This window comes from Euzebya sp. (assembly GCF_964222135.1).
Classification (GTDB): domain Bacteria; phylum Actinomycetota; class Nitriliruptoria; order Euzebyales; family Euzebyaceae; genus Euzebya.
Genome location: NZ_CAXQBR010000062.1, coordinates 1 through 16,819 on the forward strand (window position 1 = coordinate 1; position 16,819 = coordinate 16,819).

At 75.5% G+C, this 16,819-nt stretch carries 17 protein-coding genes; 10 read left to right on the plus strand and 7 right to left on the minus strand.

Annotated features, from left to right (window positions below):
* Positions 1 to 34: 34 nt before the first annotated feature.
* Genes ACEQ2X_RS12860 through ACEQ2X_RS12880 form a run of 5 tightly spaced genes read left to right on the plus strand, consistent with a single transcriptional unit; the run spans position 35 to position 4,212 of the window.
* Positions 35 to 904 carry a 5'-3' exonuclease H3TH domain-containing protein gene (locus ACEQ2X_RS12860; RefSeq protein ID WP_370326213.1) on the plus strand — a complete coding sequence of 290 codons (870 nt, stop codon included), beginning with the start codon at positions 35 to 37 and terminating at the stop codon, positions 902 to 904.
* Positions 901 to 1,428: a hypothetical protein gene (locus tag ACEQ2X_RS12865; RefSeq protein ID WP_370326214.1), complete on the plus strand. Its 528-nt coding sequence runs from the start codon at positions 901 to 903 to the stop codon at positions 1,426 to 1,428. Before ACEQ2X_RS12860 ends, ACEQ2X_RS12865 begins: the two co-directional genes overlap by 4 nt.
* Positions 1,425 to 1,886 carry a hypothetical protein gene (locus tag ACEQ2X_RS12870; protein ID WP_370326215.1) on the plus strand — a complete coding sequence of 154 codons (462 nt, stop codon included), beginning with the start codon at positions 1,425 to 1,427 and terminating at the stop codon, positions 1,884 to 1,886. Before ACEQ2X_RS12865 ends, ACEQ2X_RS12870 begins: the two co-directional genes overlap by 4 nt.
* Before the next feature lie 43 nt (positions 1,887 to 1,929).
* Positions 1,930 to 2,547: a TetR/AcrR family transcriptional regulator gene (locus ACEQ2X_RS12875; protein ID WP_370326216.1), complete on the plus strand. Its 618-nt coding sequence runs from the start codon at positions 1,930 to 1,932 to the stop codon at positions 2,545 to 2,547.
* Between the two features lie 12 nt (positions 2,548 to 2,559).
* A complete protein-coding gene (locus ACEQ2X_RS12880) occupies positions 2,560 to 4,212 on the plus strand; it encodes an MDR family MFS transporter (RefSeq protein WP_370326217.1) in 1,653 nt (550 codons plus the stop codon).
* A gap of 218 nt (positions 4,213 to 4,430) precedes the next feature.
* On the opposite strand, the gene ACEQ2X_RS12885 is transcribed toward ACEQ2X_RS12880, so the two are convergent.
* The 5 genes from ACEQ2X_RS12885 to ACEQ2X_RS12905 form a co-directional block, all read right to left on the minus strand.
* On the minus strand, positions 4,431 to 4,904 hold the full coding sequence (locus tag ACEQ2X_RS12885; RefSeq protein ID WP_370326218.1) for a J domain-containing protein: 474 nt from the start codon (positions 4,902 to 4,904) through the stop codon (positions 4,431 to 4,433).
* Between the two features lie 39 nt (positions 4,905 to 4,943).
* Positions 4,944 to 5,900, minus strand: coding sequence for a DNA-3-methyladenine glycosylase (locus tag ACEQ2X_RS12890; RefSeq protein ID WP_370326219.1), 957 nt, complete (start codon positions 5,898 to 5,900; stop codon positions 4,944 to 4,946).
* A 203-nt stretch (positions 5,901 to 6,103) separates the two neighbouring features.
* Positions 6,104 to 6,553 (minus strand): PaaI family thioesterase, encoded by a 450-nt coding sequence (locus ACEQ2X_RS12895; RefSeq protein ID WP_370326220.1) that lies wholly within the window; start codon positions 6,551 to 6,553, stop codon positions 6,104 to 6,106.
* Between the two features lie 52 nt (positions 6,554 to 6,605).
* Positions 6,606 to 7,451, minus strand: coding sequence for a helix-turn-helix domain-containing protein (locus tag ACEQ2X_RS12900; RefSeq protein ID WP_370326221.1), 846 nt, complete (start codon positions 7,449 to 7,451; stop codon positions 6,606 to 6,608).
* Positions 7,452 to 7,486: 35 nt separating this feature from the next.
* Complete coding sequence (locus ACEQ2X_RS12905) at positions 7,487 to 8,425, minus strand: RNA polymerase sigma factor RpoD/SigA (RefSeq protein ID WP_370326222.1); 939 nt, start codon at positions 8,423 to 8,425, stop codon at positions 7,487 to 7,489.
* A 240-nt stretch (positions 8,426 to 8,665) separates the two neighbouring features.
* Here ACEQ2X_RS12905 and ACEQ2X_RS12910 point away from each other — a divergent pair, with 240 nt between their 5' ends.
* From ACEQ2X_RS12910 to dapE, 3 genes are all read left to right on the plus strand, one after another.
* Complete coding sequence (locus ACEQ2X_RS12910) at positions 8,666 to 9,841, plus strand: aminotransferase class I/II-fold pyridoxal phosphate-dependent enzyme (protein ID WP_370326223.1); 1,176 nt, start codon at positions 8,666 to 8,668, stop codon at positions 9,839 to 9,841.
* 159 nt (positions 9,842 to 10,000) lie between these two features.
* Positions 10,001 to 11,083 (plus strand): DapH/DapD/GlmU-related protein, encoded by a 1,083-nt coding sequence (locus ACEQ2X_RS12915; RefSeq protein ID WP_370326269.1) that lies wholly within the window; start codon positions 10,001 to 10,003, stop codon positions 11,081 to 11,083.
* Positions 11,084 to 11,094: 11 nt separating this feature from the next.
* Complete coding sequence (gene dapE / locus ACEQ2X_RS12920; RefSeq protein ID WP_370326224.1) at positions 11,095 to 12,189, plus strand: succinyl-diaminopimelate desuccinylase; 1,095 nt, start codon at positions 11,095 to 11,097, stop codon at positions 12,187 to 12,189.
* Positions 12,190 to 12,213: 24 nt separating this feature from the next.
* On the opposite strand, the gene ACEQ2X_RS12925 is transcribed toward dapE, so the two are convergent.
* Both ACEQ2X_RS12925 and ACEQ2X_RS12930 read right to left on the minus strand, forming a co-directional pair.
* Complete coding sequence (locus tag ACEQ2X_RS12925; protein ID WP_370326225.1) at positions 12,214 to 13,851, minus strand: GTPase; 1,638 nt, start codon at positions 13,849 to 13,851, stop codon at positions 12,214 to 12,216.
* Positions 13,848 to 15,605: an ABC transporter gene (locus ACEQ2X_RS12930; RefSeq protein WP_370326226.1), complete on the minus strand. Its 1,758-nt coding sequence runs from the start codon at positions 15,603 to 15,605 to the stop codon at positions 13,848 to 13,850. Before ACEQ2X_RS12930 ends, ACEQ2X_RS12925 begins: the two co-directional genes overlap by 4 nt.
* Before the next feature lie 94 nt (positions 15,606 to 15,699).
* Between ACEQ2X_RS12930 and ACEQ2X_RS12935 the strand changes: the two genes are divergently transcribed.
* Positions 15,700 to 16,365: an HPP family protein gene (locus tag ACEQ2X_RS12935; protein ID WP_370326227.1), complete on the plus strand. Its 666-nt coding sequence runs from the start codon at positions 15,700 to 15,702 to the stop codon at positions 16,363 to 16,365.
* An 18-nt stretch (positions 16,366 to 16,383) separates the two neighbouring features.
* On the plus strand, positions 16,384 to 16,812 hold the full coding sequence (locus ACEQ2X_RS12940) for a hypothetical protein (protein ID WP_370326228.1): 429 nt from the start codon (positions 16,384 to 16,386) through the stop codon (positions 16,810 to 16,812).
* The last annotated feature ends 7 nt before the right edge of the window (positions 16,813 to 16,819 follow it).

Below are 16,819 nucleotides of genomic sequence, written 5' to 3' on the forward strand. Positions count from 1 at the left end.
ACACAGGGGGGTGACTGGGTAGCCTCGGCCGCGCATGTCCACGAGCCTGCTGATCGACACGTCCAGCCTGACCTACCGGGCGTTCCACGCGCTGCCGACGTCCATCACCGACGACGAGGGGCACGCGGTCAACGCGGTCCGGGGCTACCTCGACATGGTGTCGACCGTCATCGCCGAGCTCGCCCCCGACACCGTGCGCCACTGCTGGGACGACGCGGAGATCCCCGAGGGGCGCCTGGCCGCCTACCCGGCCTACAAGTCCCAGCGGACCGAGCCGCCGGCGGAGATCACCTGGCAGTTCGACCTGCTCCGCCGGCTGCTGCCGGCCCTCGGCGAGGTGATCGTCGAGGCAGAGGGGTGGGAGGCCGACGACGCGATCGGCACCCTGTGCGCGGCCGCTGGGGACAGCGATCGCGTGGTGGTGCTGACCGGCGACCGGGACCTGATCCAGCTCGTCCGCGACCCGGTCGTCCAGGTCTGGTTCACCGTCAGCGGCACCAAGCAGCTGCGGCGCTACGACGCGGCCGGGGTCGTCGACGCCTACGGCGTCCCGCCCGACCGCTACGCGGACTTCGCGATCCTGCGCGGCGACCCCTCCGACGGGCTGCCCGGCATCAAGGGGGTGGGGGAGAAGACCGCCCGCCAGCTGATCGGCCGCTACGAGTCGCTCGGTGCGCTGGTGGCCGACGCGGACGCGCAGACGCCGGCGCTCGGCCGGACGCTCGCGGCATCCGGTGACTACGTCGACGCGATGCTGCAGGTGGTCCCGGTGCAGACCGGGCTGGACCTGACCGAGATCGGTCCCGACGCCGACGACGACGTCGTCGCCGAGCTCGCGGTCCGCCACGCGATCGAGAGCCCCGTCGACCGCTGGCGCGAGCGCCGCGCGGGGGTGGCGTCGTGAGCCCGGTCCGCGCCCGGCCGACTCGGGCCCTCGCGGCCCTGCTCGTCGTGGCCCTCGCGCTCGGCGTGGCCGGATGCGGCGAGCCCGAGACCGACGTCGACATCCCCGCCCGCGACGACGGCCGGCACGTCGCCGACCTCGCCGGGATCCTCGACGCCGAGCAGCTCGACGACCAGCTCGCGGCGATCGAGGCGGGTGGCCTCGACGTCGTCGCGCTGACCTACACCACCCCGCAGGCGAACTGCGGCGAGGCGTTCCGCGCCGGCCTCGAGTTCGCGACGGCCTGGGAGGCCGACGTGGCCATCGTCGCGGTCGCCCGCGACGGTGACTTCTCCTCCACCGACGACCAGCGCGAGCGCTGCGTCGGCGTCCGCCCCGTCGACGACTTCGCGGTGCCCGGCGGGCTGCGCGAGGAGATCGCCGAGGGCCTCGTCCCGCCGATCGCCGCCGAGAACGACTGGGACGAGGTGTTCCGCGTCGCGGCCGACCGGCTGGCCGAGGAGCTCGTGGAGGACGGCGGATGACCGTCGACCAGCTGCGCGCGCTCGTCGAGGCGGCCGCCGCCGACCTGGTCGAGCGCACCGACCGGCCGCACCCGGTCACGGTCGTGCTGCCGCTCGAGGGCGCGACGAAGGTCATCTCCCTCGACGGGTTCCCCGACGACGACGAGGCCCGGCACGACGCCCTCAGCGTGCTGGCCGCAAGGGAGATGGTGCCCGCCAACGCCAGCTGCTTCGGCTTCATCTCCGAGGCCACCGGGCCGGGTGGGGAGGACCTCCTCGTCGCGGTCTACGGCGCCCGCCAGCGCGGCGGCCACGTGACCGCGGCGCTGGTCGACGACGACGGCCTCGGCGACTTCCTGCCGGCGGAGCCGCTCGAGCCCACCGCGATGCCCTTCCTCCGCCCCCTCCAGCACGCCGCCGACACCGCGACGCCCCCCTCCGAGGGCGGCACCGGAGGGCTGCCGATCACGTCCGGCTGACCATGTAGCTGCAGTCACTGCAATCTTGCATAGGCTGTAGCGGATGGACGAGGACGTGGCGGGGCTGGGTCTCCGCGAGCGGAAGAAGCGGGCGACGTACCAGGCGCTCGCGGATGCGGCGTTCGAGCTGAGCGTCGAGCGCGGACCGGACGCCGTCACGGTCGAGGACATCGCCGCCGCCGCCGACGTGTCGCCGCGGACGTTCTTCAACCACTTCGAGTCGAAGGAGCAGGCGATCCTCGCGCGCAACACCGCGCGCTGGGCCCGGGCGCCCCGGCTGCTGGCCGACCGGCCGGACGACGAGGACATCTGGACCGCCCTCGGCCACACCTTCCGCGCGATCTACGCGGGGGAGGCGCAGGAGCGCACCCTGCTCGCCACCCTGGCGATGGTCCGGCAGTCCGCCAACCTCCTCAGCCGCCAGCGCGACGAGTACGAGGCCGCCGAGGAGCTCCTGGTGGGAGAGGTCGCCCGCCGGACCGGCACGCGGGCCGACGACCTGCACCCGCGCCTCGTCGTCGCCACCGCGATCGCCGCCGCCCGCGTCGCCGTGCGCCGCTGGATCGAGGAGGACGCCGACGACCCCGTCGAGCTGGCCGTCGCACACGCCCTCGACCAGGTCGCCGCCGGCCTGCCCGCCCCCCTCCCCACGACTGCCTGAGGTCCCTCCCCCGTGACCGCCACACCGCCCGCCACCCCCGCTGCCACCGCGGCGACCGACGACGACTCCCCCCGCGTCGGGCTGATCTTCACCGGCCTGATCCTGGCCATGCTGCTGGCCGTCCTCGACCAGACGATCGTCGCCACGGCGCTGCCCACGATCGTCGACGACCTCGGCGGCCTCAACCACCTGTCGTGGGTCGTCACCGCCTACCTGCTGGGCTCGACGGTCTCGACGCCGCTGTACGGGAAGCTGGGCGACCAGTTCGGCCGCAAGCGCATCTTCCTCGGCGCGATCGTCGTGTTCCTGATCGGCTCGCTGCTGAGCGGCACCGCCGGCTCCATGGGATCCCTCATCGCCTGGCGGGCCGTGCAGGGCGTCGGCGGCGGCGGGCTCATGGTCCTCGCACAGGCGATCATCGCCGACGTCGTCAGCCCGCGGGAGCGAGCCCGCTACCAGGGCTACTTCGGCGCGATGTTCGGCGGCGCCTCGGTCGCCGGCCCGCTGATCGGCGGGTTCTTCACCGACAACTTGTCGTGGCGGTGGGTCTTCTACGTGAACCTGCCCCTCGGCATCGTCGCGCTGGTCGTGTCGGCCATGACCCTGCCGTCGGTCCGGAGCCGGATCTCACCGCGGATCGACTACCTCGGCTTCGCCCTGCTCGGGTCGGCCGTCACCTGCATCGTCCTGCTGACGACGTGGGGCGGCAGCGAGTACGCGTGGGGCTCGCCGACGATCGTCGGCCTCGGCGTCGCCGCGGTGCTGCTGATCGCGGCGCTGCTCGTCGTCGAGAGCCGCGTCCCCGAACCGGTCCTCCCGCTGCGGCTGTTCCGCAACCGCACCTTCGACGTGGCGAGCGGCGTCGGGTTCGTCGTCGGCATCGGCATGTTCGGGGTGATCAGCTTCCTGCCGCTGTTCATGCAGGTCGTCAACGGCGCGTCGGCGACCAGCTCCGGGCTGCAGCTGCTGCCGCTGATGGGCGGGATGGTCGTGTCCTCCGTCGCCTCAGGGCAGGTGATCGCCCGCACCGGCCGGTACCGCCGGTTCCCGCTGGCGGGCACCGCGATCGCGTCGGTGGGCATGTACCTCCTGTCCACGATGGGGCCGGCCACGTCCGCGGTGACGGTGTCGGTGTACATGGCCGTCGTCGGCGTCGGGCTCGGCCTCGTGATGCAGGTCGTCGTCCTGGCGGTCCAGTCCGCCGTACCGGCCCGCGACATGGGTGTGGCGACGGCGAACGTGAACTTCTTCCGGTCGGTCGGCGGGTCCTTCGGCGTCGCGGTGTTCGGGGCGTTGTTCAACGCGAACCTGGGCGGCCAGCTCGCCGAGCGGCTGCCGGCGGACGTCGCCGCGCGGCTGGGCGACGCCTCGGGCAGCACCACCGCGGCCCTCGCCGCCCTGCCCGAGGAGCTGCAGACCGCCTACGTCGCCGGCGTGGCCGAGGCGCTGACCGGCGTCTTCGCCGTCGCCGTGCCGGTGGTCGTCGTGTCGGTGCTGGTCGCCTGGTTCCTCCCGGACGTCGAGCTGCGATCGACCGGCATTCACGCCGAGCTCGCCCGGGAGGGCGCGGCGACCGTCGACCCCGGCCACACCGCCCCCTCGGTCGTCGACGGACCGGTCCCGCGCCGAGACGACGGACCGGAGGAGCGCCTCAGCCCGGCGTGACGGCCGACTGCGGATGGAATCGACATCCACCGCGGATGGAATCGACACCTCCAGGTCCGCGGAGGTGCACTTCTGTGCTCAGGGTCCACTCCTGAGCGATCCTGAGGGCCTTGACCCCCGTCCTGGATGTCGATTCCATCCCGTGACGGCACCTCAGGGTGTCAATTCCATCCACGTTCGGGGTGCGATGCCCCCAGGTGCTGGCCGGGCCGTCGGGGTCAGAGGGCGATGAGCAGCCCGAGGACGAGGGTGCCGAGCAGGACCAGCCCGATGCCCAGCCGGCGGCTCGCGGCGGAGAACGCCGCGGCGTGGACCCGGCCGAGGTCGGAGTAGGCGGCCTGTCGGCGGGCGGCCTCCCGCAGCTGCTGCACGGTCACCGGCCGAGGTCCGCCGGGTCCCCACGCGGGGACGTCCGGGGACCCGGGAGCAGATGTCGAGGCGGTGTCTGGACGGGCCGCGGGGCTCCGCGCCGCGCTGCGGCGCCGGTCGTAGTCCGCCCGCGCCACGGGGTCCTTCAGCGCCGACCAGGCGAGCGTCACGGCATGCGCCCGCTGGGTCAGCGTCGCGTCGCCCCCGGTGACGTCGGGGTGGACCTGGCGCATGAGCCGCCGGTAGGCAGCGCGGATGTCCTCGTGCGACGACCCGGGGTCCACGCCCAGGGTGGCGTAGTGGTCGGGGAGCGGCGCGGGCACCTGGCGAGGGTAGACCGTCCCCGGCGGTCACACCGACCCTCACCAGTACCGGTGGACCGACACGGCGGCCCGCGGGCCGCGTCGCGGCTTGGTCGGCACCAGCCCGTGTCGGGCCGCCCGCTCGATCAGGCGGATCACGCGCCCCCGCTGCGGCGCGTAGGGGGCGAGGAGCTCGGCCATGGCCTCGTCGGTCTCGGTCCGGTCCCCGAGCGCCCAGCCGACCAGTGCGGGGATGTGGTAGTCGCCGTAGCTCACCGCGTCGGCATCCCCCAGGTACAGCCGGGTCTCCGCCGACGTCCACACCCCCACTCCGGGGATCCGCCGGAGGCGCGCGTCGATCGCCTCGTGGTCGCGCCGATCGTGCAGGGCTTCGACGGTGGCCTCGTCGACGGCGAAGCGGTGCAGGGCGCCCGCTGAGCGCAGCGCGATCCCGCACCGGCGCAGCTGGTGGGCCGGGGCCGCGCCGAGCGCCGCCCGGGTCGGGTAGGCGTAGATCCCGTGGGCGGTGGGGGTCCCGAGCATCCGGACGAGCTCCGCGGTGCTCTTCGCCGCCTCCAGGCCCTGGACGAGCTGGCCGAGCACCGCGCGACCGAAGGACTCCGCGGCCCGCGGAAGCCGGCCGAGGATCGGCGTGCCGAGCTGCAGGTGGGCGCGGCGCAGGAGCGGGTGGGCGCCGACCAGCTCGCCGAAGCCCGTCGGGTCGTCCTCGAGGCCGGCCCAGGCGCGGGTGGCCCGGAGCGCCTGCGCCACCTCGTCGGCCGGGGTGGCCGCCGGCCCCCAGACCTGCAGGACCAGCCGGTCGGTGGCGGTGCGGACCTCGAGCACGAGCGGACCGGCCGACCCCTGCTCCGCCCTTCGCCAGCCGCCCGCGGGCAACCGGTCGACCGTGCTGCCGCGACGCCGTCCGGCGCCCAGCCACATGGTCCCCGCCAGGGGACGGCGGGTCACGGCGTCCTCCGCGAGCAGGGCCAGCGTCGGCGTGGACGTCACGGGCATCGCACCCGGTCTACCACCGGCGCCGTCGACGTCACGGGCCGGCACGCCCCGACCCCCGGGTCCCACGGATCGACCACCGACGAGGGTCGGAGCGCCCGCCGAGGTGCCACAGGCGCCACAGGAGTGCACACGAATCGACCCTCGTCGCAGCGCGGTGGTCGATCCGTGCGGACAGGGCGAGGTGACGGGGCATGCGGCCGCCGTCACCCCGTGATCGACGAGCCGAGCAGCGTCATCACCGTCGCGGTCATGATCGCCACGGGGTCGGTGCCGCCCGCGGGGACGGCCTCGGCCTGGCAGACCGTCAGGGTCCGGCCTGCCTTGACCACCCGGGCGGAGGCGGTGAAGGCGTCGGCGGCCATGGGGCGCAGGAGGTTGACCTTGAGCTCGACCGTCAGCACGCCGGCGTCGGCCGGCATCAGGCTGAACGCGGCGTACCCGCAGGCGCTGTCGAGGACCGTCGTCACCGCGCCCGCGTGCAGGAACCCGTGCTGCTGGGTGAAGGCGGGCTGGGAGGGGAACCCGATGTCGATCCACCCCGGCCCGAGCGCGGTGATCTCGGCCCGGAGGGTGGCCATCATGGGTTGGGCGGCGTAGCTGGTGCGGACGCGGCGGTCGAAGTCGGGGTCGGCGGGGGTGTGGGAGGGACGCATGACCCGACGATCGGGCCCGGCGGGGCGGCGGTCTTGTACGTCGCGGCCAGGCTCAGCCCCCGCCGAGGGAGCGGCCCGGGATCCACCCGGCGACGTGGCGCTGCCACGCGGCGGGTGTGTACCCGGCCAGGGCGGTGAAGTCCCGGGTCATGTGCGCCTGGTCGGTCCAGCCGCCGGCGGCCGCCACCTGCGCCGGACCTCGGCCCCCGGTGGCCAGGGCGGTCCGGGCCGACTCGAGTCGCCCCAGTCGCCGCAGCGCGTCGGGGGACAACCCGACCGCCCGGTGCACCCGCCGTCGGAGGGTCCGCGGCGACCACCCCGCCTCCAGGCCGACGCGGGAGAGGTCCTGGCGCCGGCCGGACCGGACCGCCGCGGTGACCGCGACCCGGACGGCCGGGTCCGGCGCGGGGAGGTCCGCGGCCGCGACCGCGGCCAGGACCGCCCGGAGGAGATCGCCGTCCGACCCCTCCCCCGTCCCACGGATCGACCACAGGGGCGTGGGAGGAGAGGGGTCGTGTGCACCGCCGTGGCCTGTGTGGCACGCCGGCGGGGTCCACGGACCACGATCGTGGTCGATCCGTGCGCGGTGGTCGATCCGTGGGCCGATCGCCACCCGATCCGCGAACCGCGCAGCGACCTGGGTGGCCAGATCGGCCCCGGCGGCCGCCGTGACGAGCCACGGGTGCAGGTCCACGCCGACGGCCGGGACCGGCGACGCGGACCGCGACAGCACCCCCGGCGGGCGGAGGGTGACGATGACGCCGGCGTCGGTGACCTCGGCGACGACCGACGGGTACGGCCGGGCGCAGGTCCACCCGCCGTCGGGGCCGCCAGCGCGGACCCAGACCCGCCACGCGCGGTCCGACCCCTCCACCCGCGCGGTCCGGTACGCACCCACGCCGCGGGACGCTCGCGCCCCGCGGCCGCCGCCGGCTACGCGGCGCGGATCTCCTTCTGCAGCCGGATCAGCGCCTGGGTCTCGATCTTGCGGACGCTCTCGCGAGACAGCCCGAGCTCCTTGCCCAGCGCGTCGAGGGTCAGCACCGTCCGGCCGTCCAGGCCGTAGCGGCGGGTGATCACGTACCACGACCGCGGGTCCAGCCGGGTCTCGGCCATCGCGAGGACCGAGCGGTTGAACTCGGCCTCCACGACCTCCTCGGCCGGCGCGTCCTCGGCGACGGCGACGAAGTCGGCCATCTCGCTCGCGTCCGAGTCGTGCCCGACCTTCCGGTCGAGCGACGTGACGGACTTGTCGGCGTCGAGCGCGCGACGGACCCGGTGCTCGGTCAGGCGGGTGGCCTCGGCCAGCTCGGCGATGGACGGCTCCTCGCCGTTGACGGCCTCGAGGCGGGCGCGGGCGGCGCGCACCTTCACGAGCGCGTCGTGCAGGGCGACGGGCAGGCGGATGGTCCGCTCGCTGGCCGCCACACCGCGCTGGATGGCCTGGCGGATCCACCAGGTGGCGTAGGTGGAGAACTTGAAGCCCTTGCGCCAGTCGAACTTCTCGACCGCGCGGATCAGGCCGAGGTTGCCCTCCTGGATCAGCTCGTCGAGGCCCAGCTGGCTGCGGCGGGAGAACTTCGACGCCACCGACACCACCAGCCGGAGGTTGGCGGCGACGAAGTGGTCGAAGGCGGCCTCGCCGGCGGCGGCGACCAGCTCGAGGGCCTCCTGCTCGTCGGCGTCGAGCGGCTCGTCGGCCTCCAGGCGCGCCTGGGCCTCGACACCCGCCGCGATCGCCTGGGCGAGGCGGACCTCGTCGGCGGCGGTCAGCAGCTCGACCTTCCCGAGCTCACCGAAGTACAGGTCCAGCAGGTCCTCCGGGACGGAGCTGTGGAGTCGCCGGCTGCGGGCGTCACGGGGGTTTGGCACCTGGGATCCTCCTCTACGCCGTCCAGCGGGATGGGGAAGCAGGGGTGGCCGACCGCTGGGCGGGCTGTGTACGAGTAGACGGCCCAGGCCCCCCATGGGGTTCCTCTCGTCTCGCAAAGGGTTGGTAAAGCACGTCGCTCCCTCTCTGGGACGTCACACAACCTGTTCGACGCCGGCGGGCGTTCCGGCTGGTCGGGCCGTCATCGTTTCGTGAGGAGCCGGCTGTGCGACGCTGGCGGGGTGAACCCCGTGCTGACCCGCCTCGGCGGCTACCCCCTCGCCGCCTTCCAGGACCTGGCCCGCGAGATGCGCGCCCAGCCCGAGCCGACCTACGACTTCTCGATCGGCGACCCGGTCGAGCCGACGCCGCCGTTCATCCGCCGGGCGTTGATCGACGCGCTCGACCCGGTCAGCCAGTACCCGACCGCCGCCGGGATCCCCGAGCTCCGCCAGGCGATCGCCGGGTGGGTCGGGCGCCGCTTCGGCGTGGCGGTCGACCCCGACACCCAGGTGCTGCCGTCGTCGGGCTCGAAGGAGGCGATCTTCCACACCCCGCTCGCCCTCCTCGACGCCGGCTCCTCGCGCCGCCACGCGATCTGGGGCGCCCCCGGCTACCAGCCCTACGAGCGGGGTGCGCTGTTCGCCGGCGGCGAGTCCGACGCCGTCGACCTGTCGCCCGAGCGGGGATGGCGCCTCGAGCTCGACGCGCTCGGCGAGGCGCGGCTCGACCGGGCGTTCATCGCCTGGCTGAACTACCCGCACAACCCGACCGGGGCGGTCGTCGACGAGGCGTACCTGCGCGCCCAGCTGGCCACGGCTCGCGCCCACGGCGTGGTGCTCGGGTCCGACGAGTGCTACGTGGAGATCCACCCGCCCTCGGGCCCCCGGCCCCCGTCGCTGCTGCAGGCCGCCGACGGCGACCTGTCCGGGGTGCTGGTCTACTTCAGCCTCTCCAAGCGCAGCGGCATGACCGGCTACCGCTGCGGCGCCGTCGTCGGCGACCCCGCCCTCATCGCCGCGCAGCGGATCATGCGGCCCAACATCGGGACGGGCTCGCCGGAGTTCGTCCAGCGCGCCGCGGTCGCCGCCTGGTCCGACGACGACCACGTCGCCGAGCGGCGGGAGGTGTTCGAGGAGAAGCGGCGGATCGTCCTGGCCTTCCTCGACGAGGTCGGGCTGCGCACCGGCGGGTCCGAGGCGACCTTCTACCTGTGGGTGGCCGCTCCCGGCGGGGACGACGTCGCCTACGCCCAGGCGCTGCTCGCCCGACGGATCATCGCGTCGCCCGGATCGGCGTTCGGCCCCGCCGGCACCGGCTGGCTCCGCCTGGCCCTGGTGCCCGACGCGGAGGGGTGCGCCGCCGCCGTCGACGTGTGGCGCACCGCGATCGCCGAGGGTGCCCTGCCAGGTGGCTGACGCCGCACCGGCGTCGGCTACCGTCTCGGTGCCCGACCCCCCCGTGCCCGACCCCACCGGGCCCGACCCCACCGTGCCCGACCCCACCCCCACTCCGGAGCCCGCCCGATGCCCGACGAGATGACCACCATCGACGACATCCACCGCGCCCGCGAGGCGATGGAGGCCGCCATCGACGGCTACGTCGCCCCCGCCGCGTGGGGCGTCGGGGTGGCCACGATCGGCCCGTCGGGTGCCGTGCTGGACGTCGCCTACCCGGTCGTGAACACCGACGCCGCGCCCTTCGCAGCGGTGGCGCTGGCCGGCGCGGTGGGGCACGTGGCCGGGTCGGCGACCTACTACCTCGCCCCGCCCCAGCTCGCCGACGCCATCCAGCATGTCGCCCCCGCCGAGCCCGTCGACGTCCCCCACCCGAACCTGGCCGCGTGGCGCCAGCTGCTCGAGCTCGTCGAGGTCCCCACGCCCGGCGGCACCCGCCATCTCGTCGCCGCGTTCATCGGCGACCTGGCGGACGACCCGGCCGACGCGGTCGACGCGTACCTGCGCCTCCACCTCCTCAGCCACCGGCTGGTCCCCCCGCACGGCCTCAGCACCACAGGGTTCTTCGGGGTCCTGACGAACTGCGTGTGGACCGACCACGGACCCTTCGAGGTGGAGTCCTTCGAGATCGCCCGGACGGCGCTGCGGGCGGCGGGCCACCACGTCAGCGTCCGGTTGGTCGACAAGTTCCCGCCGATGCTCGACTACGTCGTCCCCTCCGGCGTCCGGATCGCCGACGGGAACCGGGTCCGCCTCGGCGCGCACCTCGCCCCCGGCACGACCGTGATGCACGAGGGGTTCTGCAACTACAACGCGGGCACGCTCGGCGCGTCCATGGTGGAGGGACGGATCTCGGCCGGGGTCGTCGTCGGCGACGGCTCTGACATCGGGGGAGGGGCTTCGATCATGGGGACGCTGTCCGGCGGCGGGTCGGAGACGATCCGGGTCGGGCGGGGCTGCCTGCTCGGCGCGAACGCGGGGCTCGGCATCTCGCTCGGCGACGACTGCGTGGTGGAGGCCGGCCTGTACCTGACCGCCGGCACCCGGGTGACGATGCCCGACGGGGCGGTCGTGAAGGCCCGCGAGCTGTCGGGCGCCGACGGGCTGCTGTTCCGCCGCAACTCCGTCACGGGCGCGGTCGAGGCGATCGTCCGCTCCGGCGGGTCCTGGCAGGGCCTCAACACCGAGCTGCACGACAACTGAGGGACCGGGCCGTGGACCACCTGACCGATCTGCTCGTCGAGCTCCTCGCCATGCCCTGCGTGACGGGGGAGGAGGGGCCGATCGCCGATTGGCTCGCCGACCGGTACGCGAGCCGCGGGGACGTGGTGATCCGGGTGGGCAACTCCGTGGTGGTGGCCCCGCCGGAGGTCGAGGGCGACGACCGCCCCACCGTCCTGCTGGTCGGGCACACCGACGTGGTGCCGCCGACCGAGGACGACATCACCCCGCGGGTCGAGGGGGATCGCGTGGTCGGGCGAGGCGCCAGCGACATGAAGTCCGGCCTGGCCGTCGGCATGGACGCCTTCGAGGACGGGGCGCTCCGCGGCGGCCGGTACCGGCTGGTCCTGGTCGCCTACGCGGGGGAGGAGGGGCCGCACGAGGCCAACGAGCTCCGCGACGTGCTGGAGGCCGTGCCCGGCCTGGCGGCGGCCGAGCTGGCCGTCGTCCTCGAGCCGACGGACCTGCGGGTCCAGCTCGGGTGCATGGGGGCACTCCACGCCCAGGTGACGATCCACGGGCAGCAGGCGCACTCCGCGCGGCCGTGGCAGGGCGACAACGCGCTCAGCAAGGCGGGGGCGTGGCTCGCGTCCTGGCACGACCGGCCACCGGTGGACGTCGAGGTCGACGGCCTCACCTACCGGGAGGTGGCCAGCCCCACCCAGGCGTGGACCACCAGCGCCCGCAACGTCATCCCCGGCGAGTTCACGGTCAGCATCAACTACCGCTTCGCGCCGGACAAGACCGTCGCCCAGGCCGAGGCGTGGCTGGCCGAGACCATCGGCGACGTCGGCACCATCGAGGTCGTCGACCGCGCGCCGGCATGCCCGCCGTCCCGCCACGCCCCGGCGGTGGAGGCGTTCGTCGCGGCTGCGGACGCGCAGTCGAGCGTCGCGCCGGGAGGCGCGCAGTCGAGCATCGCTCCGCAGCAGTCCTGGACCGACGTGGCCCGCTTCGCCGAGGTCGGGGTCCCCGCCCTCAACTTCGGCCCCGGCATCACCTCCCAGTCCCACCAGCGCGGCGAGCACGTCCCGATCGCCAACCTCGCCCCGGCCCGCGAGGTGCTGGGCCGGTTCCTGGCGGGCTGAACGGGGCCTGGCCGGGCCCGCGCGTCAGCGCAGCCGGTCGGTGAGCTGGTGGAGCTCGGCGAGGGCAGCCAGCTCGCGGTCGACGGGGTCGACGACCAGCTCGTCGGCGGCCGCGGACGCCGCGGCGACGAGGATCCGACGCGCGGTCGTCCGCCGTCGTCGGGCGCCCACCGCGGCGGCGAGCCGGCCCAGCGCGCTGACGAGCAGGCCGGCCAGCGCCCCGCCGAGCGCCATCGCCGTCGGCCAGGGCACCTCGCCGATCCGCGGGGTGGGGAGGTCGGGCAGACCGAACCACGCCACCGCCGCGATCACGGCCAGCCACACGAGCCCGACCGCCATCACGCCGGCCAGCACCCACTGCAACGACGACGCCGCCGACCACCAGGCCGGACGGCGCGTGGGCAGCTCAGCGGCCCCGACGGCGCGGTCCAGCGCGTCGGCCAGGTCCTCCCGGCGGGCGTCGGCGACGGCGGCGACCCGGCGGGTCCAGGCGTCGGGCAGGTCGGTGGTCACGTCGTCGACCAGCGTCCGGACGGCGGCGGCCGCGCCGGCCTGGGAGACCGCGGCCGGCGCGGGCCGCGACGTCCGCCCGCCGGTGGCGGTCCCCTCGGCCGGTGCGGTCCGGTCGAGCCCGAGTCGCCTGAGCGGGTCCGGGCGCAGGCGGCGCACCCACCGCGTCGGCGGCCACCCGACGTGCTGGGCGGCGCGGGCGCGGTGGGCCGCCCCGACCGCGTCAGCCACGGCCTCGGCGCCGGCGACCTCGGCGACCGCGACGGTCAGCCGGCGGCGAGCGGACGTCGGCACCGGTCCCGGGGGGCGGGTGCCCAGGTGGGCGTCCAGGTCCTCCGCCAGCCGGTCGACGTCGGCGTGCAGCCGCGCGACCATCGCCCGCCGCTCGGCGAGGCGGGCGGCCAGCTCGCGGCGGAGCTCGGCGATCCCCTCGCCCCCGGTGGCGGAGGTCGCCATCACCCGCGCGTCGGCTAGGCCGTCGGCGACGAGCAGGCGGCGGAGGTCGTCGAGCACCGCACGGCGGTCGTCAGCCGGCACCCGGTCGACCTGGTTCAGCACCACCAGCGTGACCGCGTCGTGGCCGGCGAAGCGGCGCAGGTAGGCGTCATGCAGCGCCGCGTCGGCGTACTTCTGGGGGTCGACGACCCACGCGAAGGCGTCCACGACCTCCACCAGGCGGTCCACCTCCGCGCGGTGGTCCGCGGCGGTGGAGTCGTGGTCCGGCAGGTCCACCAGCACCAGCCCGTCGAGGTCCGCCGACCCCGTGACCACGTGCCGCCGGGGCACGGCCAGCCAGTCCAGCAGGTCCGCGGCGCCGGGGTCCAGCACCCCCGTCGCGTCGAACACCGCCGCCTGGGCGGTCGACGTGGTGGGCCGGCGGACGCCGACGTCGGCGAGCCCCTCACCCGCCAGCGCGTTGAACAGCGACGACTTGCCGCTGCCGGTGGCGCCGGCGAGGGCCACGACGGTGTGGGACGGGCCGTGCGTCACCCGGCCGCGCGCCCGCGCCAGGGCGCCGTCGAGCCGGTCGACCACCTCGTCGGGGAGGCGACCGGGAGCCTCCCGGGTGCGGTCGGCCACGGCGGCGAGCACGTCGAGGCGCTCCGCGAGCCGCCGGTCGGCCGCCCGGGCGGCCCGTGCGCCCCGGCTCACGACAGCCCCCTGCGGAGGGCGCGGGCGGCGTCCCGCAACGAGACCGCCAGGGTCGGGTCAGGTGCGCGTGCGTCGACCGCGCGGGTGAACCTGGCCGCCTCTGCGTTGAGGAGCGCGGCCAGCCGGGCGTCGAGGTCGGCGCGGGCCCGCTCGGTCAGCCGCCGGACCGCCTGGTCGCCGAGGAGCGCCTCGAGCAGCGTCGACCCGACCGCGGTCGAGCCACCCGCGATCGCCACCTCGCCGCCGGTCAGCCCGCCGGTCTGGGCGAACACGCCGACCATCAGCACCAGCGCGACGCCGTTGACGCCGTAGGACAGCACCTTCGCCGTCATGCGCCGGCCCGACCCCTCGGCGCGGAGCAGGTCCAGCAGGGCCGCCTGCCAGTCGCGGACCAGCCGCTCGGTGCGGGCGGGCAGGTCGACCGAGGGGCGGGACAGGTCGTCGGCGGGCGGCAGACCGTCCTCGGCCAGCCCGCCTGCGAGGACCGCCTCGCCGTCCGGGGTGGTCCGCCACAGCGCGCCGACCTCGTCGACCGCCGCGGCCACGCGCTCGCGGACGAGCAGCTCGACACCGCTCTCGACGGCCCCCTGGAACCCCTCGACCGCGGGCGTGCGACCGGTCACGGCGGACACGACGCGGTCGCGCCACCGGCCGATGCGGCTCTGCAGCTGGCGGAGCAGCTCGCCGGTGCCGACCAGGTCCTGCCAGCGGGCCAGCACCTCTCCCCGCATCACCGTGCCGTCGCGGACGTCGCGGGCCAGCTGGGCGCGGGTCCGCGCGAACGTGCTGGCGGCCTGGTCGCGCAGGCGGTCCGCGGCGTCCGCGCGGCGCTCGAGGGCCTCGACGACCGCGTCGGTCCGGTCGGCGACGTCGGCGAGGGTCCCGCGCAGCCCCTGCCGCACGAGCTCGGCGCGGACGTCGTGGTCTGCCGCGATGCCCGCGAGCCAGTCCCGGAGCGGGGCCACCTGCGCCGCGGGCAGCCGCCCCTGGACCAGCGGCTGCTCGTCGAGCACCAGCAGGGGCGCCTCGCCCAGGCCCGCCGCGGTGAGCATCTCGCGGAGGTGGGCCGCGACCTGCCCGCCCGCGCCGGGCGGGACCCGGTTCAGCACGAGGGCCACGCCGACACCGCGGGCCCGGGCGGTGGCGAGCACGTCCCAGGGCACCGCGTCGGCGTAGCGGGCGGCGGTGGTCACGAACACCCACAGGTCCGCGGCGTCGAGGAGGTGGCCGGCCGCCGCCCTGTTCAGCTCCTCGACCGAGTCGATGTCCGGCGCGTCGAGGAGGGCGAGGGCCTCGCCGACGGCATCGGAGGCGACCAGGCGCAGCTGCTGGGGGCCCGACGCGTCGCCGCCCTGCACCCGGGCGAACGACCCGAGCACGCGGTCGTCGGTGAACCACCGCGCGGCGTCTGGGTGGTGGACCAGGACCGGGGCACGGGTGGTCGGCCGCAGCACACCCGGGCGGGTCACCTCCGCCCCGACGAGGCTGTTCACGATCGTCGACTTCCCCGACCCGGTCGACCCCCCGACCACCACCAGCGCCGGCGCGTCGAGGTCGCGCAGGCGCGGGATGACGTAGTCGTCGAGCTGGCGGGCGACCCCGCGGACGGCGTCGCGGAGGGTCCCGGCGGCCCGGTCGTCAGCGGCACCCGGGACCAGCTCGGCGCGCCCGAGGAGGGCGCGCAGCTCCTCGGCGTCGGCGATCGGTCCGGAGGTGTCGATGCGCCAGTGCTGCCCGCCGCCCGCCGTGGCCAACCCACGCCGGGGCGGGAGCGGCCGCAGTGCGCCGGGTGCGCTACCCTCCGCCGGCGCAGCAGCCGGTGCGGCCGGGACGAGAGGACGACGACCGATGGCCATCTCCGACGAGCGGGACATGCCGCCACCGCCCCTCGGGTACGCGCAGGTGCACCGCCACCCGCCCCCACCGGGACTGGGGTTCCCGGGGCCGCCGCCCGAGATCCCAGAGGTCCCGGTCGGGCTGCTGGCCCGCGCGCGAGGGGGGAGGGGTGAGGGGCCGGCCCGTCGTCCGGTCAGCGAGGTGGTGTGGTCGTGGCTCGGCGCGGCGCTCGGCATCTACGCCATCGTCTGGCCGAGCACCCAGATGCTGCCGGGCACCGAGTCGGTCTTCCTGATCGGCTCGTTCGGCGCGAGCGCGGTGCTGGTCTACGGCGTCCCGTTCGCCGACCTGGCCCAGCCCCGGAACGTCCTCGGGGGGCACGTGGTGTCCGCAGCGGTCGGGGTGACCGTCCAGCACCTCGTCGGCGACCTCGCCCTCGCCAGCGCGATCGCCGTGGCGACGGCGATCGCGGCGATGCACGTCACCCGCACCATCCACCCGCCGGGCGGGGCGACGGCCCTGATCGCGGTGATCGGCGGGATGGGCATCACCGACCTCGGCTACACCTACGTCGTGGCGCCGGTCGGGGTCTCCGCGGTGGCCATGTTGGCGATCGGGATCGTGGTCAACAACCTCAGCCGGAACCCGGCACGCCACTACCCGAAGTACTGGTGGTGACGCAGTAGGGTCTCGGAGATGGAGGGCGAGGACCGCACGCGGTGGGTCCGGCTGTGCTCGATCCCGTTCTGGGCGCTGCTGGTCGGGGCGATCGGGGTCGCCGTGACCGAGGACCCCTCCCCGGTGCGCTTCGTCGCGACCGTCGCCGGCGGGCTCGGCATGTCCGCGGTGCTGCTCGGGCTGGTCCTCGGGGTGTCCGCGTCGAACCGGCGGGCGCTCGAGCGCGCGCCGACGGCGGCGGTGGAGGGCCAGATCCGCGCGCTGACCGTCATCGCCGGCGTCGCGCTGGTGGTCGCCTCGGGTGCCGGCGTGGCGATCGCCGCCGGCATGCGCGGGGGCGCCGTGGCGTTGTGCACGACCGGGGTCGGGGTGGCGCTCGCCTGCGGGGTCGCGATCTGGCGTCGCGCCAGACCGCGCGCCCGACGGCGCGCCAGACGGCGGGTCTGACCAGCGG